Origin of the sequence: Bradyrhizobium sp. JR4.1 (assembly GCF_040548605.1) — a bacterium.
Classification (GTDB): Bacteria; Pseudomonadota; Alphaproteobacteria; order Rhizobiales; family Xanthobacteraceae; genus Bradyrhizobium; species Bradyrhizobium canariense.
In genome coordinates, this window is record NZ_JBEPRY010000018.1 from 65,291 (window position 1) to 89,328 (window position 24,038).

Consider the following 24,038-nt stretch of genomic DNA (forward strand, 5'->3'; position numbering starts at 1 on the left):
ATAATTACGGGAGAGTCTTTTTCTTCCCTTCTCCCCTTGTGGGAGAAGGTGGCATAGGCGGCCTTCGGCCGCCGTTCTTAAGAACGCCGAAGCGAAGCTTCGGCTATGGCGCCGGATGAGGGGTTTTCTCCACCGAAAGAGTCTTCGTGCGGGACCAACCCCTCACCCAAGTGAGTGCGCGGCATGGTCCTCGCTGCCCTCTCCCACAAGGGGAGAGGGCACTTTAACAACCGCCTCACATTAACAGAAATCCACATAGCTTGATTTCAATCAATTCCCCGCGAGGGCGAATGTGGTTTCTGGCCCTGTGTTCTTTCAGAGAGAATCCGCATGAGCCAGCCCTCCGTCTCCAAGTCCATGACGTCAGGTGAAAGCGGCCTGGCTGTCGTGTTCGCGGTCACCGCCTTCCTCTGCGTGATTGCCTCGGCCAAGGCGCTCGATGCGCCCTTCGCCTTCCATGCCGCGCTGAGCGCGGCGGCGAGCCTGGCCGCCGTCTTCTGCATCATCAACCGTTACCTCGATCGGCCGGCGGCGCTGCCGCCTGCGGAGATCAACGGCCGGCCCAATTACAACATGGGCCCCATCAAGTTCTCCTCCGTCATGGCGATGTTCTGGGGCATTGCCGGCTTTCTCGTCGGCCTCATCATCGCCTCGCAACTGGCGTGGCCGGCGCTGAACTTCGATCTGCCCTGGACCAGCTTCGGCCGCCTGCGTCCGCTGCACACGTCCGCAGTGATCTTTGCCTTCGGCGGCAACGTCCTGATCGCGACCTCCTTCTACGTCGTCCAGAAGAGCTGCCGCGTTCGGCTTGCAGGCGATCTCGCGCCATGGTTCGTCGTCGTAGGCTACAATTTCTTCATCCTAATCGCCGGCACCGGCTATCTGCTCGGTGTCACCCAGTCGAAGGAATATGCCGAGCCGGAATGGTACGCCGATCTGTGGCTGACCATCGTCTGGGTCACCTATCTGCTGGTCTTCCTTGCCACGATCATCAAGCGCAAGGAACCGCACATCTTCGTCGCGAACTGGTTCTATCTCGCTTTCATCGTGACGATCGCGGTCTTGCATCTCGGTAACAACCCGGCTCTGCCAGTTTCGGTGTTCGGCTCGAAATCCTACATCGCCTGGGGCGGCATCCAGGATGCCATGTTCCAGTGGTGGTACGGCCACAACGCGGTCGGCTTCTTCCTGACCGCCGGCTTCCTTGCCATCATGTACTACTTCATCCCCAAGCGCGCCGAGCGGCCGATCTATTCGTACCGCCTCTCGATCATCCACTTCTGGGCGCTGATCTTCCTCTACATCTGGGCCGGCCCGCACCATCTGCATTACACGGCGTTGCCGGACTGGACCCAGACGCTCGGCATGACCTTCTCCATCATGCTGTGGATGCCGTCCTGGGGCGGCATGATCAACGGCCTGATGACGCTGTCGGGCGCCTGGGACAAGCTGCGCACCGATCCCGTGCTGCGCATGCTCGTGGTCTCCGTCGCCTTCTACGGCATGTCGACCTTCGAAGGACCGATGATGTCGATCAAGGTGGTCAACTCGCTCAGCCACTACACCGACTGGACCATCGGCCACGTGCATTCCGGCGCCCTCGGCTGGGTCGGTTTCGTCTCCTTCGGCGCGCTCTACTGCCTGGTGCCCTGGATCTGGAATCGCAAGGGCCTCTACAGTCTCAAGCTCGTCAACTGGCACTTCTGGATCGCGACGCTTGGCATCGTCCTCTACATCTCGGCGATGTGGGTGTCCGGCATCCTTCAGGGCCTGATGTGGCGCGCCTACACCTCGCTCGGCTTCCTCGAATATTCCTTCATCGAGACCGTCGAGGCGATGCATCCCTTCTACATCATCCGCGCTGCTGGTGGCGGGCTGTTCCTGATCGGCGCGTTGATCATGGCCTACAACCTCTGGATGACCGTTCGCGTCGGCGAACAGGAAGTCCAGATGCCCGTCGCTCTTCAGCCGGCGGAATGAGGAGTTTTCCATGTCGTTCTGGACACGCCACCAAATCTTCGAAAAGAACTCGATCATCCTGATCGTCGGCATCCTGCTGGTGATCGCGATCGGCGGTCTCGTCGAGATCACCCCGCTGTTCTACCTCAAGAGCACGATCGAGGCGGTCGACGGGATCAGGCCGTATACGCCGCTGGAGCTCGCCGGGCGCAACGTCTACATCCGCGAAGGCTGCTATCTCTGCCATTCGCAGATGATCCGGCCCTTGCGCGACGAGGTCGAGCGCTACGGCCATTTCTCGCTGGCCGCCGAGAGCATGTACGACCATCCGTTCCAGTGGGGCTCGAAGCGCACCGGTCCCGATCTTGCCCGCGTCGGCGCCAAATATTCCGACGACTGGCACGTCACCCATCTGACCAACCCGCGCGCAATCGTGCCGCAATCGGTGATGCCCGGCTACCCGTTCCTGAGCCAGACCGAGGTCGATCCGGACACGATCGCCGACCACATGCGCACGCTGCGGACCGTCGGCACGCCCTACACCGACGACCAGATCGCCAATGCGGGCGCCGACATGAAGGCCCAGGCCGATCCTGACAATGCCGGCTCCGACGCTTTCGCCAAGCGCTACGCCAAGGCCGTGGTGCGCAACTTCGACGGCAAGGCCGGCACGCCGACCGAGATGGACGCGCTGATCGCCTATCTCCAAATGCTCGGCACGCTGGTCGACTTCAAGATCTACAACGAGAAAGCCAATCTTCGCTGAGAAGGCACCAACGATGAAAGCCATCCTGACCCTCGACAATCTCGCGTCCGGTCTCGTGACCACGATCTGGACGCCGGTGTTCGTCGCGATCTTTGTCGCGATCATCGCCTACGCATTCTGGCCCCGTAACAAGGCAGCTTTCGACGAAGCGGCACACCTGCCGTTGCGGGAGGAGTAAGAGATCATGACCGATCATCATAGCGACATCGATCCCGTCTCCGGCAGGTCCACGACCGGACATGAGTGGGACGGCATCAAGGAGCTCAACACGCCGCTGCCGCGCTGGTGGGTAATCACCTTCTACCTCACCATCGTCTGGGCGGTCGGCTACTGGATCGTGTATCCGGCCTGGCCGCTGATCTCGAGCAATACCACGGGCCTGTTCGGCTACTCGACACGCGCCGACGTCGCGGTCGAGCTCGCCAACCTCGAGAAGATCCGCGGAGCCAAGATGGTTGCCTTGGGCGCGGCCTCGCTCGTCGAGATCGAGAAGGACCCGGCGCTGCTCGCGCTCGCCCGCGCCAAGGGCAAGACCGTGTTCGGCGACAATTGCGCGCCGTGTCACGGCTCAGGCGGCGCGGGTGCCAAGGGCTATCCGAACCTGAACGACGACGACTGGCTGTGGGGCGGATCGCTCGACCAGATCATGCAGACCATCCAGTTTGGCGCACGTTCCGGCCACGCCAAGACGCATGAAGGCCAGATGCTCGCATTCGGCAAGGACGGCGTGCTGAAGCCGGAGGAGATCGTCACGGCCGCCAACTATGTCCGGGCACTGTCGGGCCTTCCGACCCGCAAGGGCTATGACGCGGCCAAGGGCGAGAAGATCTTCGCGGAGAATTGCGTCGCCTGCCATGGCGACGGCGGCAAGGGCAACCCGGAGATGGGCGCCCCCAATTTGACCGACAAGATCTGGCTCTATGGTTCGGACGAGGCGACGCTGATCGAGACCATCAGCCAGGGCCGCGCGGGCGTGATGCCGGCCTGGGAAGGGCGGCTCGATCCCGCCACCATCAAGGCGATGGCAGTTTACGTCCACTCGCTGGGCGGCGGAAAATAGCCAATTGGGAACAAGCGGGGGCGAACAAAAAACGCTCCCGCTTGCGCTGGATCAACTGACGCGGCGGCGTCGGGTCTAGGTTTTATCGCACCTCCCGAAAAGCTGCAGGCGATGAACAGGACCGTGAACCCAAAAGAGCTCCCATTAGACGATGACAACGGGCCGCTCTATGTGGCCCAGAAGAAAGTCTATCCCCAGAGCATCTCCGGCACCTTCCGCCGGATCAAATGGGGCCTGATGGCGTTCTGCCTCGGCGTCTACTACTTCCTGCCGTTCGTGCGCTGGAACCGCGGCCTCGGTGCTCCGAGCCAAGCGGTGCTGATCGATCTTCCCAACAGCCGCTTCTATTTCTTCTTCATCGAGCTGTGGCCGCAGGAGGTCTACTACTTCACCGGCCTGCTGATCGTCGCCGCGGTGGCGCTATTCCTGATGAACTCGGTCGGCGGCCGCATCTGGTGCGGCTATCTCTGTCCGCAGACGGTGTGGACCGACCTGTTCTATGCGGTCGAGCGTCTGATCGAGGGCGACCGGCGCGAGCGGATGAAGAAGGACAAATCGTCCGACCCGATGAAGCTGGAGCGCATCTCCGAGATCGTGCTCAAGCATTCGATCTGGCTCTTGATCGGGTGGTGGACCGGCGGCGCCTGGGTGCTCTATTTCAACGACGCACCGACGCTGGTCAGGGAACTCGTCACCTTCCAGGCGCCGATGATCGCCTATATCTGGATCGGCATCCTGACCGCGACGACCTACGTGCTCGCCGGCTTCATGCGCGAGCAGGTCTGCACCTATATGTGCCCGTGGCCGCGGATCCAGGCCGCGCTCACCGACGAATGGGCGCTCAACGTGACCTATCGTTACGATCGCGGCGAGAAGCGTACGTCAGTGAAGAAGGCGGCCGAGCTGCGCGCGCTCGGCGAGCAAGTCGGCGACTGCGTCGACTGTTATCAATGCGTCGCCGTGTGTCCGACCGGCATCGACATCCGCAATGGACCGCAGCTCGAATGCATCCAGTGCGGGCTCTGCATCGACGCCTGCGACAACGTGATGACCAAGATCGGCCGGCCGAAGCGGCTGATCGGCTACGACAACGACGTCAACATCCAGCGCCGCCAGGAAGGCAAGGCGCCGGTCTACCGCATTGTCCGGGCTCGCACCGTCGCCTACAGCGCGATCATCGCGGCGGTCGGTGGCATCATGATCTATACGCTGGCGACCCGCAGCCTGCTCGACGTCAACGTGCTGCACGACCGCAACCCGGTCGCGGTCAGGCTCAGCGACGGCTCGATCCGCAACGCCTACACGGTGCGGTTGCTCAACAAGAGCGGCTACGACCGCGTCATTGCGATCGACGCGAGCGGTCCGGTTAATGCGACGATCCATGTCATCGGGATCGATTCCGTGACGCAGGACCGGCCGATGATCGTGGTTCCGCGCGACTCCACCAGCGAGCTGCGGGTGCTCGTGACCGCGCCGGTCGAGGGCAATCCGGAAAAGTCGATCCCGGTTCGCTTTCACGTCACCGATATCGGTCTCGGCGAAGTCGCCAGCGCCACCGACAATTTCGTCGCGCCCTAGGATCAGGAGTTCGCCATGGCAACCAAGCCGCTGACCGGAACCAAGGTGTTTCTGATGCTGGTCGCCTTCTTCGGCGTCGTGATCGGCGTCAACGTGACCATGATGAAGCTCGCGATCGCGACGCTGCCAGGCACGGACGTCGACAGTCCCTATGCCGCGGGGCTCGCCTATGATCGCGAAATTTCGGCGGCGCAGGACCAGGCCGCGCGCAAATGGAAGGTCAATGCCCATGTCGAGCGCCGCGCCGATGGTGGCGCCGTGCTTCAGGTCGAGGCGCGCGACGCGAGCGGCCAGCCGATCGCCGGACTGAAATTCGGCGGCCGCCTGGAGCGGCCGACCGACAAGCGCGCCGATCTCGCAATCGAGCTCTCGGAGGCCGGCATCGGGCTCTATCGCGGCAATGCCGCATCGGTCGCACCGGGCCAGTGGGACCTGGTGATCGAGGGCGAGACGCGGGGAGCGCGCGTGTTCATGTCGCGCAATCGCGTGATCCTGAACTGAAGGATTTTGCCATGCACGTCTCGCGCGACTTTTCGCATTACGTCCGGACTGCGGGCGAGGGCGTCCAGCACATCGATCTCGCGGTCGAGGGCGTTCACTGCGCCGGCTGCATGGCCAAGATCGAGCGCGGGCTGTCCGCGATTCCCGACGTCACGCTGGCGCGCGTGAACCTCACCGACCGGCGCGTTGCGCTGGAATGGAAGGCGGGCACGCTCGATCCGGCACGCTTCATCGATCGCCTCGAAGAGCTTGGCTACAAGGCCTATCCTTACGAGACCGAGAGCGCGGAGGCGACCGAGGTCGCCGAATCGCGCTTCCTGCTGCGCTGCCTCGGCGTCGCCGCGTTCGCCACCATGAACGTGATGATGCTGTCGATCCCGGTGTGGTCCGGCAACGTCTCGGACATGCTGCCGGAGCAGCGCGATTTCTTCCACTGGCTGTCGGCGCTGATCGCGCTGCCGGCGGCGGCCTATGCCGGCCAGCCGTTCTTCCGCTCGGCCTGGCGCGCGCTGTCGGCCAAGACCACCAATATGGACGTCCCGATCTCGATCGGCGTGACGCTGGCGCTCGGCATGTCCGTGGTCGAAACCATCCATCACGCCGAGCATGCCTATTTCGACGCGGCGATCATGCTGCTCACTTTCCTCCTGGTCGGCCGCTTCCTCGACCAGAACATGCGGCGGCGGACCCGCGCGGTCGCGGGCAATCTCGCCGCGCTCAAGGCGGAGACCGCGGCCAAGTTCGTCGGGCCTGGCGAGATATCTCAAGTGCCGGTGGCCGCGATCTATCCCGGCGACATCGTGCTGCTGCGACCCGGCGAGCGCTGCGCGGTCGACGGCACCGTGATCGAGGGCCGTTCCGAAATCGACCAGAGCCTGATCACCGGCGAGACGCTCTACGTCACGGCAGGCCAGGGCACGCCGGTCTATGCGGGATCGATGAACATCTCGGGCAGCTTGCGGGTACGGGTCTCCGCGGCCTCCGAGGCGACGCTGCTGGCCGAGATCACGCGGCTGCTCGACAATGCGCTGCAAGCGCGCTCGCGCTACATGCGGCTCGCCGACCGCGCCTCGCGGCTTTACGCGCCGGTGGTGCATGCCACCGCGCTCGTCACCATCCTCGGCTGGGTCATCGCGGGCGCCGGCTGGCATGATGCGATCGTGACCGGCGTCGCGGTGCTGATCATCACCTGTCCCTGCGCGCTCGGGCTCGCCATTCCGACGGTGCAGACGATCGCCTCGGGCGCAATGTTCAGATCGGGCGTACTGCTCAATTCGGGCGATGCCATCGAGCGTCTCGCAGAAGCCGATCACGTCATCTTCGACAAGACCGGGACGCTGACGCTGCCCGATCTCGACGTGATGAATGCCGCCGATATCCCCGCTGATGTCTTCGAGCTTGCCGGACGGCTCGCGCTGTCGAGCCATCATCCGGTCGCCGCCGCCGTCGCGCAGGCCTCCGACGCCAGATCGCCGATCGTCAGCGCGGTAGAGGAAGCCGGCCAGGGCGTGCGCGCTGTGGTCGATGGCATCGAGATTCGCCTTGGCCGTCCGTCCTTCTGCGGCGCCGAGACGCTGGTTTCCGACGTGACAAATCTCGATCCCGAAGCCTCCGTCGTGGCTTTCAGCAAGGGGAGCGAAAAATTCATCCTCTTTGTGCGCCAGGGCCTCCGTCCCGATGCGCAGGCTGTGATCGCAGCGCTGAAGGCGCGCAATATCGGCATCGAGATTCTCTCCGGCGACCGCGAACCGGCGGTGATCGCGGCGGCCCACGCGCTGGGCATTTCCGAATGGCGCGCCGGGGTGACCCCAGCCGACAAGATCGCGCGGATCGAGGTCTTGAAGCAGAGGGGCATGAAGGTCCTGATGGTCGGCGACGGCATGAACGATGCGCCGTCGCTGGCGGCAGCGCACGTCTCGATGTCGCCGATCTCGGCCGCGCATTTGAGCCAGGCGACCGCCGATCTCATCTTTCTCGGCCGACCGCTGGCCCCGGTCGCCGCCGCCATCGACGCTTCACGTAAGGCGCTGCGTTTGATGCGGCAAAATCTCTGGCTTGCGATCGGCTACAATGTCCTCGCGGTGCCGGTCGCGATCAGCGGCGTCGTGACGCCCCTGATCGCGGCCGCCGCCATGAGCGGATCATCGATCCTGGTGATGGTGAATTCGCTGCGCGCGCGCGGCGCCTCGCGGGAGATCGCGTGATGGAAATCCTGGTCATCCTGGTGCCGCTAGCGCTGATGCTCGGTCTCGCCGGTCTCGCCGCCTTCCTCTGGTCGCTCCGGAGCGGCCAGTACGACGATCTCGACGGCGCCGCCTGGCGCGCCATCGCCGACGATGAGCCGCCGCAGGAAGCGCCGGCCAAGCGCTAGCGCTTCAAGGCGAGCGTCAGCAGGGCCGCGACCGCGAGCGCCAGGCCCACCCCGGCCACGCAGGCATGCCAGCCATACGCGTCGAACAGCCGGCCGAGGACGGCGGTGCCGATGAGCCCGCCGCAGAAATAGCAGGCGAGATAGGTGCCGCTGGCGATGCCGCGGTTTTCAGCCGCAGCCTGTCCGACGAATCCTGTCGCAGCCGCTTGCGCGGAAAAGGTGCCGATTCCGACCAGAACCATCCCGGCGAGGACCGCGCCCAGGTGTGGGGCCAGCATCAGCGGCAAGCCGATCCCTGCAATGGCGAGCGACCCCCAGATCGTCGGACGCGTTCCGAGGCGCGACGCCACTTTGCCGGCCAGCAACGTCGTGACCACCGACGGCAGGAAGACGAAGTAAACGAATCCGAGGTCCATCATGCCCAGCGACAGCGGTGGCCGAACCAGAACGAAATTGACGAATGTGAAAGTGCCGATGAATGCGAACAGGATGCAGAAGCCGATGCCGTAGGCGGCACGCAGCCGTGAATCCCGCCACTGCGCGATCGTCGCGGCAAACGCCGATGCTGTCGACGTCGTTGCACGCGTCGGCTGTACGCGCGCAATGGTGAAATAGACCAGTGCCGCGCCAGCGAGATTGAGGACTGCGAAGAAATAGAAATTCCATGCCAGGCCAAGGCTATCGGCGATCGCGGCCGAGACCAGCCGGCCAACGAAATTGCTGGCGACGTTTCCCGTGATGTAGGCGGCAAAGGCGCCGCCGGAATCCATTGCGCTGCATTGCTCGCCGAGATGAGCCAATGTCAATGCGAAGGCGGATGCCATGCAGAGGCCCTGCGCGACCCGCAGGCCGGTGAAGACGGCAAGATTGGGCGCAGTCGCCAGCAGGCTCGTCGGAATCGCGAGCAGGGTCAGGCTGAGCAGGATGCCGATCCGCCTGTCGATGTGCGGGCTGAGAAAGCCGACGACGAGGCCTGCGACGGCCATGCCGAACGTGCTTGCGTTGACCGCCAGGCTCATCGCCGCCGGCGTGACGCCGTAGTGACGTGTCAGCGAGGGCAGGATTGCCTGTGTCGCGAACAGGTCGACGACGGTGAGGAAGGCAGTGAGGCCGATCACGAGGGAGCGAAGCGCGAGACCTGGTGAATGCGCGTCCATCGTCATCGCGGTCGGTTTGATCGGCGCGGAAAGATCGGTCATGGCAGGGCTTCCTTGTGATGAATGTGGCGCCCGCATGCGGGGCAGCATGGGGATCCCGGGCGCCACATTCCGTCAGGCGTGCGCTGGGGTCGCGCACCCGTTACATGTTGTGGTCGTGCGGGTCCTTGCGGACGTCGCCGACATAGAGGATGACCGTTTCCTTGCCGAGGTTCTTCCACCAGTGCGAGGTGCCGGACACCTCGGGGCGGATGTCGCCGGCCTTGTGCACGATCGGATCGACGCAGTTGGAAGCGTGTTCGACGATCTCGCCTTGCTGCACGAAGATCAGGGCAGGGCGGTCGTCATGGCTGTGCCAGGGCACGATGCCGCCGGGCTCGATGGTCAGCTTGCGGAAGCGCAGCTCGCGGCCTTCGATATGCGCCGGCTGTTTGCCGAGGTCGATGGCGCCGAGCGTGACGTCGGTGACGCCGACCGGCTTGTAGTCGACCATCTGCTGCGCGTTCGGCTTGATCTTGTCGGCCGGGCATTCGCCGGCGGAGACTGGCTGCGCCGAGAGTGTCAATACGCCGAGGATCGCAAGGCCGGGCCAGACCGCGCGCGACAAGGTGTGATGCTTGAACATCGGGACGTCTCCTGTGTTGGCCGCAACCGCAATGGTCGCCGGCTATGTCGGGACTTTCGTCGAAAGAGTGCTCGTTCTGAAATGCTCTTTCGCTCTCGCTGCGATAGACCGGCGCTATCGGGCCCGATACGCGCTCGCTATCGAACCGATTGGGGATCGGCATTTCCGCTTTCCCAGCGATTGGCGTTCGATGGCAGGGCGCCCGATTGGCGGGCGTTCACGTCAATCCGGAGAAGCATCTCATGACGACATTGTCCAAGACCTTGATTGCCACGGCTGCGTTCGCGGTCATCGCCACATCGGCCTTCTCGGAGGCCACATGGGACTTCAAGGCCGGCATGGCCTACATGTATGGCGGTCCCGGCAAGATGTCGGCGATGGCCATGGCCCCGGCGGAGAAGAACCACGAGGCCATGATGAAGAGCGCCAAGAAGGTCCCTGACAACACCGTCTTCTTCATGGACAACGGATCGCTGTATTCCACCTCGGGGCGGCTGGATCCGACCGGCAATTTCTACGTGAACTGATCGCGTGCGCATGACGGCCGCCCCTTGCGGGCGGCCGGATCGGGCACCTAATATTCGTCCCCTGAACGCTGGAGCGCAAGATGACCTCTCTCTCGCCGGCCGATGCCGAGCGGCTCAAACTCGCCTTCCAGCGCTGCCGTGACATGGATGGCACGCTGAACGAGCAGCTCCGCGCCTATGCCGACGCCAGCCGTGACGTGTTCCCGGCCTATGGCGAGGCAGTCGATCATCTGGTGACCAGGTTGAATGGAAACGGCGGCGGCGACACCGCGCCGCGTCCGGGCGAGGCGATGCCGCCGTTCATGTTGCCGGACGAGAGCGGGCGTCTCGTCGCGTTGTCCTCGCTGCTGGAGAGCGGCCCGGTCGCCGTGATGTTCTTCCGCGGCCATTGGTGCCCCTATTGCCGGCTCAATGTTCGCGCGGTGGTCCAGGCGCTTGATCGCATCGAGTCCATGGGGGCGCGAATCATCGCGGTCATGCCGGAGACGCAGGAATATACCCAGCAGCTCAAAGCGGAAGCTGGTGCGCCATTTCCGATCCTGACCGACCTCGACAACGGCTATGCGCTGTCGCTCAATCTCGCGATCTGGCTCGGTGCCGAGATCCAGAGCCTGTTGTCCTATCAGGATATGGCGAAATTCCACGGCAATGATGGCTGGATGCTGCCAATCCCGGCCGTGTTCGTCGTCGGTCGCGACGGCCTCGTGAAAGCCCGCTTCGTCGATCCGGATTTCCGCAAGCGGATGGAGATTGATGATCTGCTTGAAGCGTTGGAAGGCGCGAGCAGGGAAGCCTAAAAGGGTCAGCAGCGAGCGTCGCTGCTAACCCGCAATCTCCCGCCAATCCGCACCGCGCAGCATGCGCATCACGGCATTGGCCACCGCCGTACGCTGCCGGCCGGCCACCCCGTAGAGGCTGACGGTGCGACGGGCGTCCAGCCCGGCGACCGCAGCGCGCGTCAGCGTCTCCGGAACGGGCGAGGTGTGCGGCACCATGGCGACGCCGATGTCGGCCTCGACCAGCTCGATCAGGTCGCGCTCGTTCGAGATTTCGTGACCCTGTTCGACCGCGATGCCGTGCTCGCGCAGGCTCGCCGAGATACGGACGGAATGCTCGCAAAACGTCCGGCTCAGCAGCTGCTCCGCGCGCAAATCGTCCAGTTCGATGCTGCTGCGGCCTGCGAGCCGGTGTCCGTCGCTGACCACGAGCTCGAAGCTCTCGGTGAACAGCGGCCAGACATCGAGCCGCTCCCAGGCCTCGTCGATGTCGGCGGCAATCCCGAGCTCGGCCTCGCCCTTCTTCAGCAAGTCGGCCACTTCACGACTCGAGCCGCGCAGGAAGCGGAATTCGAGCCGGTTGAACTGCCGTTTGATCTGGTTGAGATGCGGGATGAGGAGCGAAAGATCGATCGAATGCGTCAGCGCGACGCGAAGCGCGCCGATCTCGCCGCTGCGGAAAGAGGAGGCCAGCGAGCGTGCGCCGGTGGCCGCATCAAAACACTGCTTCAGCAGCGGATGCATGCGCTGGCCGAGCTCGGTCAATTGTGCCGCAGGCCGTTCGCGGCGAAACAGATCGCCGCCGAGTTCGGCCTCGAGCTGCTTGATCGCGCGCGTCAGCGAAGGCTGCGTCACGTTGCAGTCCTCGGCGGCACGCGTGAAGTTCAAGAGCTGCGCCACCGCGAGGAAATAGCGGACCTGGTGCATTTCCATGGATCGGCTCTCCAGCAAGACTAGGCGGAGGCTAGCCGATCGGGGCGGGGAATGACATCCCGGCCGCAATAGCGCCCGGGCATGGTTTCGGAAGCTAACGGGCATTTCCGTCAAACCGGGCGATGCTTCACAGTCGGCTCAACACCAGTCGTCGGAGGATTTGCCAGTGAATATGTCCGTCAAGCCGCAGACGTCCGCCGCCCGGGCGCTCGCGGGCAAGGTTGCGCTGGTCACGGGGTCAACCAGTGGCATCGGCCTCGGTATCGCGCGGGCACTTGCCGCGGCCGGCGCCGACATCGTGCTGAACGGCCTTGGTGTGGCGGCCGAGCTCGACCGGACGCGCGAGCAGATCGCGGCCGAGTTCGGCGTCAAGGCAAGTTTTTCGCCGGCCGACATGACCAGGCCGAATTCGATCGCCGAGATGATCGCGGCGACGGTCGCGCAGGCCGGCCGGCTGGATATCCTGATCAACAATGCCGGCATCCAGCACGTTGCGCCGCTGGAGCAGTTTCCGGTCGAGAAATGGGACCAGATCCTCGCGATCAATCTGTCGTCGGCCTTCCACACCACGCGGCTCGCGCTGCCCGCAATGCGACAGAACGGGTTCGGGCGGATCATCAACATCGCCTCCGCGCACGGCCTGGTCGGCTCACCGTTCAAGGCGGCCTATGTCGCGGCCAAGCACGGCATCGTCGGGCTCACCAAGGTGACTGCGCTGGAGACGGCAGAAGAGGGCATCACCTGCAACGCGATCTGTCCCGGGTATGTCTATACGCCGCTGGTCGAGGCGCAGATCGACGGACAGGCCAAGGCGCACGGGATCTCGCGCGACCAGGTGATCCGCGACGTGCTGCTGGCGCAACAGCCGAACAAGCGCTTCTCGACCGTCGAGGAGCTCGGTGCGCTCAGCGTATTCCTGTCGACCGACGCGGCGGCCACGATCACCGGGATTGCGTTGCCCGTCGACGGAGGCTGGACCGCGCATTGAAGGCGAGCGCGTAACAAAACATCGCGAGGAACGAACATGGCAAGGATACGGGCTCTCAGGGAGCAGGATATGAACGGCGTAAAGCGCGATACCAGCGTGTCGAAGGATCTGCCCGGCCAGGTGGTGCTGGTGCTTCAGGGCGGCGGTGCGCTCGGGTCCTATCAGGCCGGGGTGTACCAGGCGCTGCACGAGGCCGGCATCGAGCCGGACTGGATCATCGGCACCTCGATCGGCGCCATCAATGCCTGCCTCATTGCGGGCAACGCGCCCGACCAGCGGCTGCAGCGCCTGAAGGAGTTCTGGAAACGAATGGAGCAGAATCCGGTCTGGAATCTGCGCACCGCGTTTCCCGACTTCAACGAAAAGCTCGCCTATTGGTCGACCGTGACCCACGGCATTCCCGGCTTCTTCCGTCCCAATCCATTGGCGCATGCGGGCGATTCCTATCCCCTCGGAGCCGATCACGCCGGCTTCTATTCGACGGCCCCGCTGGAGCGGACGCTGCTCGAGCTCGTCGATTTCGGCCGGATCAATCGCTGCGCGCCACGATTGACGGTCGGCGCCGCTCACGTCCGCAGCAGCCAGATGCGCTATTTCGACAGCCGCGACGGCGAGCTGACGGTGAAGCATGTCATGGCGTCAGGCGCGCTGCCGCCGGCGTTTCCGGCCGTGCGGATCGATGGCGAGCTCTATTGGGACGGCGGTATTCTGTCGAACACGCCGACCGAGGCGGTCTTTGATGATAATCCGCGTAAAAATTCGCTGATCTTCGCCGTGCATTTGTGGAATCCCGTCGGCGCCGAGCCAACCACGATGGCGGAGGTCTTGAACCGGCACAAGGACGTGCAGTATTCTAGCCGGATCGCGAGCCAGATCACGCGCCAGCAGCAAGCCCATCGCCTGCGCCATGTCATCAACCAGCTCGCCGCGCGACTGCCCGAGAGCGAGCGCAGCGATCCGGCGGTTCGTGAATTGGCGAGCTATGGTTGCCCGACACGCATGCATGTCGTGCGCCTGCTTGCGCCGCAGCTCGATCGCGAGAACCACACCAAGGATATCGACTTCAGTCCGTCCGGCATCATGCGGCGCTGGGATGCCGGCTATTCGCACACAAAGTCCGTGCTGGAGCGAAGGCCCTGGGTTGGCGAGTTCGACCCGCTTGCGGGCGTGGTGCTGCACGAACATGTGGACGTCATGCCGATTGCGGCGGAGTGAGGGCTTGGTCCGTCATTGTTTCTCGCAGTGACGATTTCACGGGAAGGCCGTCCGGGTTATTGTCGCCCGCTGTCTTCGTCGCGAGGCCTTGCAATTGGTCGCTGAGAGAGATCTGGAATCTGCCCTCGATCAGGTTCGTGCTGATATGGCGGGACCGGTTGCTGGTGTGTTCGGCCCTGACACGATGACTTGGCAGATCGACCGCGAGGCCGTGATCTTTCTCGGCGCCGGTCGTGCGCTGTTGCTGCAGCTGGCGCATCCCTGGGTCGCCGCCGCCATCGCCGAGCACTCGCGGACCTTGGCCGATCCGATCGGACGATTTCATCGCACCTTCGACATCGTCTTTGCCATGGTGTTCGGCTCGCTTGACCGCGCGCTGTTGTCGTCGCGGCAACTGCACCGGCGCCACAGCATGATCGTCGGCGAGATGCCGGAGACCGTCGGTCCGTTCGCGGCAGGCTCGCGCTACTGTGCCAACGACGTCCCATCGCTGCGCTGGGTTCATGCCACGCTGGTCGAGACCGCGCTGATGGCGCATGACCTCGTTCTGCCGCCGCTCTCGGCGGACGAGCGCGAGCGCTACTGGGCCGAGAGTCGGTTGTTCGGTGCCCTGTTCGGGTTGACGGCGCACGATCTGCCCACGGACTGGTCGGGCTTTGCGGCCTACACCGCGGCAATGACGCAATCGGATACGCTGACTGTCAGTCCGGCGGCGCGCGAGATCGCCGCGCAAATCTTTGGTGGCGCGCGCCCGTGGTTGCGTCCGCCGCGCTGGTATCGCGCGCTCACGGCAAGCCTGCTGCCGGAACGCCTGCGTGTGGGGTTTGGGTTCGAGCTTGATGAGCGCGATAAGAGGGCGGCCGAAAATGCGCTCCGATGGATCCGACGCGTCTACCCGAAGTTGCCGGATCGCTTGCGCTATGTCGGTCCCTACCAGGAAGCGCAGGCGAGGCTGCGCGGCGAGCCGCAGCCGGACTGGATGACGCGGTGCCTTAACCGTGCCTGGATCGGACGGTCGCAGATGGATCAGCGCGGGAAGGGGTGAAGTCCTCCGCCGTTGCCACAAACCACCGTCATTGCGAGGAGCCCTTGCGACGAAGCAATCCAGGCTGCTGCCACGGAAACAGTCTGGATTGCTTCGCTACGCTCGCAAGGACGGAGCGCGAAGGACACGCCGTCGCCGCGCGCTCACACCGCCGCCAGCTTCCGGTACAGCGCGTTGTAGCTGCCGGCCGGGATGCTCCAGGAGAACGACCGTCCCATCGCACTGCGACGCATGGTGTCGAGCTGGTCCTGTGCCACGAAGGCGGAGAACGCCCGGCGCACGCCGCCGAGGAAGGACTCGTGCGAGGGTTTTGAGAACAGGAAGCCGGTTTCGCCGTCGGTAATGGTCTCGGCGAGGCCGCCGGTCTGGTGTCCGATCGGCAGCGAGCCGAAGCGCTGGGCGTACATCTGGCTGAGCCCGCAGGGCTCGAAGCGTGACGGCATCAATGTGAAATCGCTGCCGGCGAAGATGCGGCGCGCCTGAGCCTCGTTGAAGCCGATCACGACCCCGATCGCGTCAGGCCGCCGGCGATGCGCGTCGATCAGCGCCTGCTCGAGCGCCGGCTCGCCGGAGCCGGTGACCACGATCTGCCCGCCGGCATCGACGATCTCGTCGGCCGCCGCCAGCACGAGGTCGATGCCCTTCTGGTGCACCAGCCGGGCGACGATGCCGAACATCGGGCCGCGCGACACCGCAAGCCCGAACTGCTTGCGCACATAGTCCGCATTGGCCTTCTTGCCGATCCAGTCGCCGGCGCCGAACTGCTGAGCAAGCTGGGCGCAGGAACGCGGGTCCCAGCTCTCGTCGATGCCGTTGAGGATGCCGGTGAGCTCGGCCGCGTCGGAGCGGACTCGAAGCAGGCCTTCGAGACCGCAGCCGAATTCATCCGTGGTGATCTCCCGCGCATAGGTGCCGCTGACTGTCGTGAGATGCGAGGCGTAGACCAGCCCGGCCTTGAGGAAGGAGAGCTGGTCGTAGAATTCGACGCCGTCGATATGGAAGGAGCTCTCCGGTGCGCCGATCCGCCGCAGCGAGTCCTTCGGGAAGAGGCCCTGATAGGCGAGGTTATGAATGGTCAGGATCGACGGCAGCTTGGAGCCGCGCCAAGCGAGGTAGGCCGGCACGAGCGAAGCCTGCCAGTCATTGGCATGGATCAGGTCTGCTGCCCAATCCTTGTCCAGCGTGCCCATCGCGAGCTCAGCGGCGGCCGAGGCAAAGCGAGCGAAACGGATGTCGTTGTCGGGCCAGTCGCGCCCGGACTCGTCGCCATAGGGGTTGCCGGGCCGGTCGTAGAGTTGCGAACACAACAACACATAGACCGGCAGACCGTCCTTGGTCGCGGCGCGGCCGAGCGAGCAGGCCGGCATCTCCGCGAACGCCGGACAGCGGCCAACGATCTGAATATGCGTGAGTTGTTCGATGATGTCGCGATAGCCAGGCAACATGACCCGGATGTCGGCGAAAGGACGGAGGGCTCGGGGGAGTGCAGCGGAAACGGCTCCAAGTCCGCCGACGCGGACAAAGTCGTCCATTTCTGTCGTAACGAACAAGACCCTCAAGAACTGCTGCCCTCTGCCGGAGCCCGATTGCTGCTATGCAAGAACGGGTCCAGTTGCCCCGGAATTCCCAAAGCCGCCCGCGAGACGTGTCTGTTCGGTAAAGACTTTCCTACTCAGCCGCCGCCCTCTAGGGTCGGCGCACCAACAACAGAGAACTTCGATAAGTTCCTAAGTGACTCAAGGACGCAAGCAGGCATGCAGCTATCAGATAAGCATGAGGGGACCACGACAAAGGCCTTCGCCGGCCTCCGTGTCCTGGATTTTTCGACCACCATCGCCGGTCCCCATTGTGCGCGGATGCTCGCCGACATGGGCGCCGAGGTCATCAAGATCGAGACCGACGGCGGCGAGACGATGCGGACCCGGCCGCCGCTGCGCAAGGGCTGCAGCACCGTGTTCGGCCAGCTCAACGTCGGCAAGAAGAGCGTCGTGCTCGACCTCAAGTCCGAGGACGGCAAGGAGGCGGTCCGCCGGCTGGCCGCGACTGCTGACATCCTGGTCGAGAACTTTCGCCCCGGCGTGATGCATCGGCTGCGGCTCGACTATGACAGAATACGCACCGTCAATCCGAAGCTGATCTACTGCTCGATCTCCGGCTACGGCCAGAGCGGCCCGTCGGCCGAGCTGCCGGCCTATGCGCCGGTGATCCATGCAGCCTCCGGTTACGACATGGCGCATCTCGCCTACCAGCCCGGCCGCAGCCGCCCGGATTATTGCGGCATCTACCATGCCGACGTCGTCACCGGCACCTACGGGTTTGGCGCGATCGCGTCGGCGCTCTACCAGCGCACCTTGACTGGGCTCGGCCAGCACATCGACGTTTCCATGCTGGAATCGATGCTGACGCTGACGCTGACGGAGTTGCAGAGTTCGCAATTCGCGGTGAAGCCGCCGCCGCGCCCGATGTTCGGGCCGACCGAGACGGCCAATGGCTATGTCATGATCACGGTCGCGAGCGAGAAGACGTTTCAGGGACTGATGGGCGTGATCGGCCGCCCCGACTGGATTTCCGATCCGCGCTTCGCCGCCTACGCGGCGCGCCGCGATCATTGGGCTGACTTGATGGACGGTGTCGAGGCCTGGTCGCGGCAGCTCTCGACCGATGTCTGTCTTGTCGCGCTAGGTGCGGCCGGCGTGCCGGCCTCGGCCTACCGCACTGTGTCCGAAGCACTGGCCGATCCGCAGCTCGCGCACCGTGAGGCGCTCTCGTCTGTTGAGGATGAAGGCGGTTCGTTCCAGGTCCTCAATCTGCCGTTCCGGATGACCGGTGCCGATACGACACCGGGCAAGACGATGGCCGTTCTTGGCGAGCACACGGACGGACTGCGCGCGGAGATCGGGCTCACCGACAATGCGCCAATTCCGTCGGGCAAAACAGCCGTGCAAGGCTGACGATAAGGCTGACGGCAGTCTGACAGGCAGCATCCTGCAGCAAGCAATCCGGCTTTGCGCGTGGCCGGCTTGCCATCATCCGTCAGCCTCAACTAGACAGGTCCGAGTTTGTCTCGCCCTGTCGCCCATGCCATGGTGGCGACGACAAGAAAAGTATCCGGGAGGACGCCAATGAAAAGTTTCAAGGTCGCCGACTTCAAGGCGCCGCTGCAGGAGTTCGACGAGGCGACGCCGCAGCCGTCCGGCACGCAGGTGCTGATCAAGGTAAAGGCCGCCGGCGTCTGCCATAGCGACCTTCACATCTGGGAAGGCGGCTACGATCTCGGCCACGGCCGCAAGCCGCTCTCGCTGAAGGACCGCGGCATCAATTTGCCGCTGACCATGGGGCACGAGACGGTCGGCGAGGTCCTCGCCTTCGGCCCGGACGTGAAGTCGTCGGACCAGGGCGACGTGAAGATCGGCGATGTCGGGCTGGTCTATCCCTGGATCGGTTGCGGCAAATGCGCGACCTGTCTCGCCGGCGATGAGAACATGTGCCTGACGCCGCGCTCGCTCGGCGTCTATTGCGACGGCGGCTATTCCGATCACATGCTGGTGCCACATCCCCGCTATTTGCTCAATCTCAAGGGCCTCGATCCTGCGTCGGCCGCACCCTACGCCTGCTCGGGCGTCACGACCTACAGCGCGCTGAAGAAGCTCGAGCAGCACTTCGACACGCCGATCGTGATGTTCGGTGCCGGCGGACTTGGCCTGATGGCACTGTCGCTGCTGAAGGCGATGGGCGGCAAGGGCGCGATCATGGTCGACATCGACGCGAAGAAACGCGAAGCCGCGGAGCAGGCCGGCGCGCTCGCGACCGTCGATCCCAAGGCGCCCGACGCGCTGGAGCAGCTTGCCAAGAAAGCCGGTGGTCCCATCCGCGCCGTGCTCGATCTCGTCGGCAACGCCGCCACCACCCAACTCGGCTTCGACTGCCTGACGAAGGGCGGCAAGCTCGTGCTCGTCGGCCTGTTCGGCGGCGGCGCGACCTGGGCGCTGCCGCTGATTCCGATCAAGGCGGTGACGATCCAGGGCAGCTATGTCGGCAATTTGCGCGAGACGCAGGAGTTGCTCGACCTCGTGCGCGCGAAGAACATAGCGCCGATCCCCGTGACGCGGCAGCCGCTCGCCAAGGCCAACGACGCGCTGGTGCAGTTGCAGCAGGGCGCGGTGGTCGGCCGCACGGTGCTGACGCCGTAGCCTCGGTCTATCCTCCGTCATTGCGAGCGCAGCGAAGCAATCCAGAATCCCTCCGCGGAACAGTCTGGATTGCTTCGTCGCAAGAGCTCCTCGCAATGACGAGTCTCTCTCTCCTTCATTCGGAAGCCCCATGTCCGCAAATAACGCCTTCCACATTGCCGTGCTCGCCGGTGACGGCATCGGTCCCGAAGTCATGGCGCCGGCCATCGAAGTCCTGCGCAAGATCGAGACGAAATCCGGCCTGAGCTTCCGCTTCACCGAGGCGCCGGCGGGCGCCAATCATTATCTCGCCACCGGCAAGTCGATGCCCGATACCACCATCAAGCTGTGCGAGGAGGCGGACGCGATCCTGCTCGGCGCCTGCGGTCTGCCGTCGGTGCGCTACCCTGACAACACCGAGATCGCGCCGCAGATCGAGCTGCGCTTCATCTTCGATCTCTATGCCGGTGTGCGCCCGGCGCGGCTCATTCCGGGCGTACCGAGCCCGATCGTCGGCGCCGACCAGCGCGGCATCGATCTCGTCGTGATCAGGGAGTCCACCGAAGGCCTGTTCGCCTCGATGGGCAAGGGCGTCGTCACCCATGAGGAGGCGCGCGAGACCATGGTGATCACGCGCAAGACATCCGAGCGCCTGTTCGAGTTCTCGTTTCGCCTCGCCGAACGGCGCAAGGCGCGCGGCAAGCCCGGCGCGCTCGCCTGCGTCGACAAGGCGAACGTGTTCAAGGCCTTTGCGTTCTTCCGCGGTATCTTCGACGAGATCGCCAAGCGTCATCCGGAGGTGAAGACCGACTGGCTCTATGTCGATGCCTGCTCGGCGATGCTGGTGAAGCGTCCCTGGGATTTCGACGTGATGGTGATGGAGAACATGTTCGGCGACATCGTCTCCGACATCACCGCGAGCCTGATCGGCGGCCTCGGCATGGCGCCGTCGGCAGACATCGGCGACAAATACGCCGTGTTCCAGCCGTGCCACGGCACCGCGCCCGACATCATGGGGCAGGGCAAGGCCAATCCCACCGGGATGATCCTGTCGGCCGCGATGATGCTGGACTGGCTCGCCGACAAGCACGGCGTCGAGGGCGCGGCTGAGGCCGGCGAACAAATTGAGCGCGCCGTGGACAAGGTCTATGCCGGCGGCCTCAAGCCGATGGAATTCGGCGGCAGCAACGGCACCGCCGACATCACGAAGGCGGTGCTCGCGACTTTGTAGGAAGAGAGGCCTCGCGGCCCCTTGCAGTTCACCAGCGACGCCAGTGGCGATGGCCCCAGCCCCACGGACGGCCGCCGTAGAAGCGTCGCGGGCCGCCGTAAAAGCCGTAGGCGCCATAATAGTTCGGACGCCAGAAGCAGCGACCCCAGGGGTTGCAGACCCAGCGCACCTGATCGACGTCGGCTGCCGGGCCGCTCGCGATACGGTCGGCCTGCGGAATGCCGTTCGGCATCGCTGCGAGCGCCTGTCCTGATGCGAGCGTTGCGCCGCCCAGGGCAGCCAGACCAACAACAGCAAATTTGAGTTTCATCGCAATCTCCCTCGTTTGATGGCGAGAGAACTTCCAGCAAATCAGCTGGTTGCTATGGTGTTGCAGCGGCGTGGGAATTTAATCTTCGTGAATGCATGTTCACGTTGGCGGCCGTCATCGCGAAGAGCCAAGCGACGAAGAGGCAGAGGCACTCTGGATTGTTTTCATTTTGCTCGCTGACGACGGAATCACCGTCCCTGGAACTGCGGCTTGCGCTTCTCCATGAAGGCCTGCCGGCCCTCGCGAAAATCCGCGCTGTCCATGCAGGCCGTGCCGGCCGCCTTGATCGCGTCCATGTCGCGCCCGCTTTCGTCCTTCAACACTTGCGCGATGGTGAGCTTGGCAGCCTTGATCGCGAGCGGCGCATTTTGCGAGATCGTCTCGGCGATGGCCATGGTCTCGCCCCAGAGCTGATCCTCCGGAACCACGCGCTCGACCAACCCGATGCGCAGCGCTTCCGACGCATCGATGCGCATGCCCGTATACATCAGGAGCCGGGCCCAGGACGGGCCAACCAGCGACACCAGGTGCTTCAAGCCGTCATAGCCATAGGCGATGCCGAGCTTCGCCGCGGGAATGCCGAACTGGCTGCCATGGGAGGCAATGCGGATGTCCGCGAGCATCGCCACTTGCATGCCGCCGCCGAGACAAAAGCCCTGGATGCAGGCAATGGTCGGCTTGGGATAATCGGCGAGCAGCGCGCGCTGGGCGGCGCTGCGTTTGCCATATTCCTCGGAAGCGGCGGCGTTATGGCGTGTCTTCTCGAACTGGCTGATGTCGGCGCCCGACACGAACGCCTTGCCGCCGCCGCCGCGCAGGATCACGACGCGCACGGCAGCGTCATCGCGTAAGGCTGTCAGCGCCTCGCCAAATCCCTCCCACATCTCCAGCGACATCGCATTGCGCTTGTCGGGATTGTTGAAGGTGATCACGCCGACGCCACCGGCTATGTGCTTGAGGATCTTGCCGTCGGCGTAAGGAATTTCGGTTGTGCTGGACATGTCGGACATCGCGCTCGCTTTCGTTGGCGAGGCGCAATGTTCGGCCGGGGCGAGGCCAGGGTCAACCGCGGCAACGGACGTGGCTGTGCAGCCGCCTGTGCCGCGATTGCATGGCGCGATCTATCTCGTCATATGCGCGGTCAGCGGATGGCTGCCGGCATTGCTGAAGAAGGCCGCCTCTTCGGCGGTCGCCTCCAGCAGCTGCTCGTCCTGGTTATAGACGTCGTTGCGGAACTGGACGGTCTGGTCCTTGGTCATCCACGCCGTGAGATAGATCCAGGCCACCGGCACTTTCTTCACCATGGCGACGTCGAGATGCTGGCCGCTGGCGATTTCCGCGTCGATCGCGGCGCGGCTCCATTTCGGCTGGTCCTTCAGCAGCCATGCGGCGAGATCGCGCACATTGTCGACGCGCGAGCAGCCATGGGAATCGAAGCGGTAATCGTCGCTGAACAGATTGCGCTGGTTGGTGTCGTGCATGTAGACCGAATAGGAATTCGGCATGTCGATCTTGACCGCGCCGAGCGCGTTGAACGTGCCGTTGTGCTGGCGCACGGTGAAATTCGGCGTATGCGTGCCCGACCAGTCAACCGAATTCGGATCGATCGGATTGTCGTGGGCGTCGAGCACCTCCATGTGCATGCGCGACAGATAGGTAGGATCCTTGCGCATATGCGCGGAGATCTCGGTTTTGGCGATCGAGGAGGGCACCGTCCAGGTCGGATTGAGGACGACGCTGCTGATCTGGGCCGTCAGCGTCGGCGAGGGCTTTTCGGTCTTGCCGACGATCACGCGATAACGCCTTACCACGACGTCGTTCTCGACCGCTTCGGCGAAGGCGCCGGGGATGTTGACCACGACATAGCGCTGGCCGAAGCCGAAATTCATGTTCTCGAGCCGCTGCAGCGAAGCCTCCAGCTGCCGGATGCGCGTCTGCACCGGCACGTTCATCGCCGCGATCGTGCGTGGCGTCATCGTTCCGGTCGGTGCGAGGCCGTGGCGGGCCTGGAAGCGTTTCACGGCGTCGGCGAGATCCTGGTCGAAGGCGCCGCTCGCCCTGTCGGCGGCAAGATCGCCGGAGACGATCAGCCGCTTGCGCAGGAGATCGTCGTTGGCGCCCTGGGCGCCGGGCGCGAATTTGGCGTCTGCCGGGATGGCCGGCCAGCCGCCGCGCACGGCCAGATCGGAATAGCTCAGTGCCGCATCCTTGATGCGCTGGGCGGATCCTTCGTCATAGGTCGGCTCATGCGTCAGCGCGAGCGCCGCGGCCGAGCGGCTTTCTGCCGTCGAAGCGGATGCCGGCGCGGCGGTTTTCGGGGCGGCTGCGTGGGCCGGATTGGCGGCGGCCGGCACGGTGCCAGCCGTAGTCGCCGGCTTAGGCCCGGCCTGCCCAATGGTCTCGGTCTGCGCAAGCGCGGAGGCGCTCGCAAGCAGGCCGACGGCAATGATCATCGCATGGCGTTTCGACATGTGTCCCATATTCCCCATGAGAGCGAGGCCCGGACGGGCGATCGCGTCGGAAATTCCGGTGGTCGTGCTGATTCGAGAAATCGGCGAGAGGCTAGCGCCTCCCGGTTGCGGCTCCCTTAAGCACGGCGCATCACGAGCCCCGCACGTCGGACGGCGGTCTCTGGATTGGGTCGCGACAGGGCCGGAATCGGTTCGCGAAAACCGCGGGCGACGGCGGGAAAAATGGTCAACAAAAAGGGGCGGTGATGCCGCCCCGAGAAGTCTGCGCGAGCGCGCGGGCCGGATAGATCTCGTCCGGGTCTCGTCCAATCCAGCCGCGTCCCCGTGACGCGGCGGATTGAACATCGGGCGGAAAG

23 protein-coding genes are annotated in these 24,038 nt (G+C 64.4%); 16 read left to right on the top strand and 7 right to left on the bottom strand.

Annotated elements, in window-relative coordinates; genetic code table 11:
* The first annotated feature begins 330 nt into the window (after positions 1 to 330).
* The 8 genes from ccoN to ccoS all read left to right on the top strand — a co-directional run bounded on the left by ccoN (position 331) and on the right by ccoS (position 8,235).
* Positions 331 to 1,980, top strand: coding sequence for a cytochrome-c oxidase, cbb3-type subunit I (gene ccoN / locus ABIB90_RS28840; protein ID WP_354201793.1), 1,650 nt, complete (start codon positions 331 to 333; stop codon positions 1,978 to 1,980).
* A 10-nt stretch (positions 1,981 to 1,990) separates the two neighbouring features.
* On the top strand, positions 1,991 to 2,725 hold the full coding sequence (gene ccoO, locus ABIB90_RS28845) for a cytochrome-c oxidase, cbb3-type subunit II (RefSeq protein ID WP_354201794.1): 735 nt from the start codon (positions 1,991 to 1,993) through the stop codon (positions 2,723 to 2,725).
* A 13-nt stretch (positions 2,726 to 2,738) separates the two neighbouring features.
* Positions 2,739 to 2,903 (top strand): CcoQ/FixQ family Cbb3-type cytochrome c oxidase assembly chaperone, encoded by a 165-nt coding sequence (locus tag ABIB90_RS28850; RefSeq protein WP_007594016.1) that lies wholly within the window; start codon positions 2,739 to 2,741, stop codon positions 2,901 to 2,903.
* A gap of 6 nt (positions 2,904 to 2,909) precedes the next feature.
* Positions 2,910 to 3,785, top strand: a complete 876-nt coding sequence (gene ccoP, locus ABIB90_RS28855) for a cytochrome-c oxidase, cbb3-type subunit III (RefSeq protein WP_354201795.1) — start codon at positions 2,910 to 2,912, stop codon at positions 3,783 to 3,785.
* Between the two features lie 111 nt (positions 3,786 to 3,896).
* The gene (gene ccoG / locus ABIB90_RS28860; protein ID WP_354163220.1) at positions 3,897 to 5,363 is read left to right on the top strand and encodes a cytochrome c oxidase accessory protein CcoG; all 1,467 of its coding nucleotides are present in this window, start codon (positions 3,897 to 3,899) and stop codon (positions 5,361 to 5,363) included.
* A gap of 15 nt (positions 5,364 to 5,378) precedes the next feature.
* The gene (locus tag ABIB90_RS28865; protein WP_354127773.1) at positions 5,379 to 5,864 is read left to right on the top strand and encodes a FixH family protein; all 486 of its coding nucleotides are present in this window, start codon (positions 5,379 to 5,381) and stop codon (positions 5,862 to 5,864) included.
* Positions 5,865 to 5,875: 11 nt separating this feature from the next.
* Positions 5,876 to 8,068, top strand: coding sequence for a cation-translocating P-type ATPase (locus ABIB90_RS28870; protein ID WP_354201796.1), 2,193 nt, complete (start codon positions 5,876 to 5,878; stop codon positions 8,066 to 8,068).
* Entirely contained in the window at positions 8,068 to 8,235 is a 168-nt protein-coding gene (gene ccoS / locus ABIB90_RS28875; protein ID WP_007594007.1) for a cbb3-type cytochrome oxidase assembly protein CcoS, read from the top strand. Before ABIB90_RS28870 ends, ccoS begins: the two co-directional genes overlap by 1 nt.
* On the opposite strand, the gene ABIB90_RS28880 is transcribed toward ccoS, so the two are convergent.
* A complete protein-coding gene (locus ABIB90_RS28880) occupies positions 8,232 to 9,434 on the bottom strand; it encodes an MFS transporter (protein ID WP_354201797.1) in 1,203 nt (400 codons plus the stop codon). The genes ccoS and ABIB90_RS28880 overlap by 4 nt on opposite strands.
* A gap of 100 nt (positions 9,435 to 9,534) precedes the next feature.
* Entirely contained in the window at positions 9,535 to 10,017 is a 483-nt protein-coding gene (locus ABIB90_RS28885) for a cupin domain-containing protein (protein WP_007594004.1), read from the bottom strand.
* Positions 10,018 to 10,259: 242 nt separating this feature from the next.
* Between ABIB90_RS28885 and ABIB90_RS28890 the strand changes: the two genes are divergently transcribed.
* Positions 10,260 to 10,544 (top strand): hypothetical protein, encoded by a 285-nt coding sequence (locus ABIB90_RS28890; RefSeq protein WP_007594003.1) that lies wholly within the window; start codon positions 10,260 to 10,262, stop codon positions 10,542 to 10,544.
* Positions 10,545 to 10,624: 80 nt separating this feature from the next.
* Positions 10,625 to 11,341: a peroxiredoxin-like family protein gene (locus ABIB90_RS28895; RefSeq protein ID WP_354163206.1), complete on the top strand. Its 717-nt coding sequence runs from the start codon at positions 10,625 to 10,627 to the stop codon at positions 11,339 to 11,341.
* A gap of 24 nt (positions 11,342 to 11,365) precedes the next feature.
* Here ABIB90_RS28895 and ABIB90_RS28900 read toward each other — a convergent pair whose 3' ends face one another.
* Positions 11,366 to 12,253, bottom strand: coding sequence for a LysR family transcriptional regulator (locus tag ABIB90_RS28900; RefSeq protein WP_354163203.1), 888 nt, complete (start codon positions 12,251 to 12,253; stop codon positions 11,366 to 11,368).
* A 172-nt stretch (positions 12,254 to 12,425) separates the two neighbouring features.
* Here ABIB90_RS28900 and ABIB90_RS28905 point away from each other — a divergent pair, with 172 nt between their 5' ends.
* The 3 genes from ABIB90_RS28905 (at position 12,426) to ABIB90_RS28915 (ending at position 15,501) form a co-directional block, all read left to right on the top strand.
* Complete coding sequence (locus ABIB90_RS28905; RefSeq protein WP_354163356.1) at positions 12,426 to 13,241, top strand: 3-hydroxybutyrate dehydrogenase; 816 nt, start codon at positions 12,426 to 12,428, stop codon at positions 13,239 to 13,241.
* 69 nt (positions 13,242 to 13,310) lie between these two features.
* A complete protein-coding gene (locus tag ABIB90_RS28910) occupies positions 13,311 to 14,456 on the top strand; it encodes a patatin-like phospholipase family protein (protein ID WP_219682750.1) in 1,146 nt (381 codons plus the stop codon).
* A gap of 94 nt (positions 14,457 to 14,550) precedes the next feature.
* Positions 14,551 to 15,501: an oxygenase MpaB family protein gene (locus tag ABIB90_RS28915; protein ID WP_354163200.1), complete on the top strand. Its 951-nt coding sequence runs from the start codon at positions 14,551 to 14,553 to the stop codon at positions 15,499 to 15,501.
* 143 nt (positions 15,502 to 15,644) lie between these two features.
* Here ABIB90_RS28915 and glgA read toward each other — a convergent pair whose 3' ends face one another.
* Positions 15,645 to 17,060, bottom strand: a complete 1,416-nt coding sequence (glgA, locus tag ABIB90_RS28920; RefSeq protein WP_219682748.1) for a glycogen synthase GlgA — start codon at positions 17,058 to 17,060, stop codon at positions 15,645 to 15,647.
* Positions 17,061 to 17,255: 195 nt separating this feature from the next.
* Here glgA and ABIB90_RS28925 point away from each other — a divergent pair, with 195 nt between their 5' ends.
* From ABIB90_RS28925 to ABIB90_RS28935, 3 genes are all read left to right on the top strand, one after another.
* Positions 17,256 to 18,452: a CaiB/BaiF CoA transferase family protein gene (locus ABIB90_RS28925; protein ID WP_354163197.1), complete on the top strand. Its 1,197-nt coding sequence runs from the start codon at positions 17,256 to 17,258 to the stop codon at positions 18,450 to 18,452.
* A gap of 171 nt (positions 18,453 to 18,623) precedes the next feature.
* Positions 18,624 to 19,691, top strand: a complete 1,068-nt coding sequence (locus tag ABIB90_RS28930) for an alcohol dehydrogenase (protein WP_018457117.1) — start codon at positions 18,624 to 18,626, stop codon at positions 19,689 to 19,691.
* Positions 19,692 to 19,821: 130 nt separating this feature from the next.
* The gene (locus tag ABIB90_RS28935) at positions 19,822 to 20,901 is read left to right on the top strand and encodes an isocitrate/isopropylmalate dehydrogenase family protein (RefSeq protein WP_354201798.1); all 1,080 of its coding nucleotides are present in this window, start codon (positions 19,822 to 19,824) and stop codon (positions 20,899 to 20,901) included.
* Between the two features lie 28 nt (positions 20,902 to 20,929).
* Here ABIB90_RS28935 and ABIB90_RS28940 read toward each other — a convergent pair whose 3' ends face one another.
* The 3 genes from ABIB90_RS28940 to ABIB90_RS28950 all read right to left on the bottom strand — a co-directional run bounded on the left by ABIB90_RS28940 (position 20,930) and on the right by ABIB90_RS28950 (position 23,682).
* Positions 20,930 to 21,211, bottom strand: a complete 282-nt coding sequence (locus ABIB90_RS28940) for a hypothetical protein (RefSeq protein WP_007593987.1) — start codon at positions 21,209 to 21,211, stop codon at positions 20,930 to 20,932.
* Positions 21,212 to 21,399: 188 nt separating this feature from the next.
* Positions 21,400 to 22,221 (bottom strand): enoyl-CoA hydratase, encoded by an 822-nt coding sequence (locus tag ABIB90_RS28945; protein WP_354201799.1) that lies wholly within the window; start codon positions 22,219 to 22,221, stop codon positions 21,400 to 21,402.
* A 111-nt stretch (positions 22,222 to 22,332) separates the two neighbouring features.
* Positions 22,333 to 23,682, bottom strand: coding sequence for a L,D-transpeptidase family protein (locus tag ABIB90_RS28950; protein ID WP_354201800.1), 1,350 nt, complete (start codon positions 23,680 to 23,682; stop codon positions 22,333 to 22,335).
* Between the last annotated feature and the right edge of the window lie 356 nt (positions 23,683 to 24,038).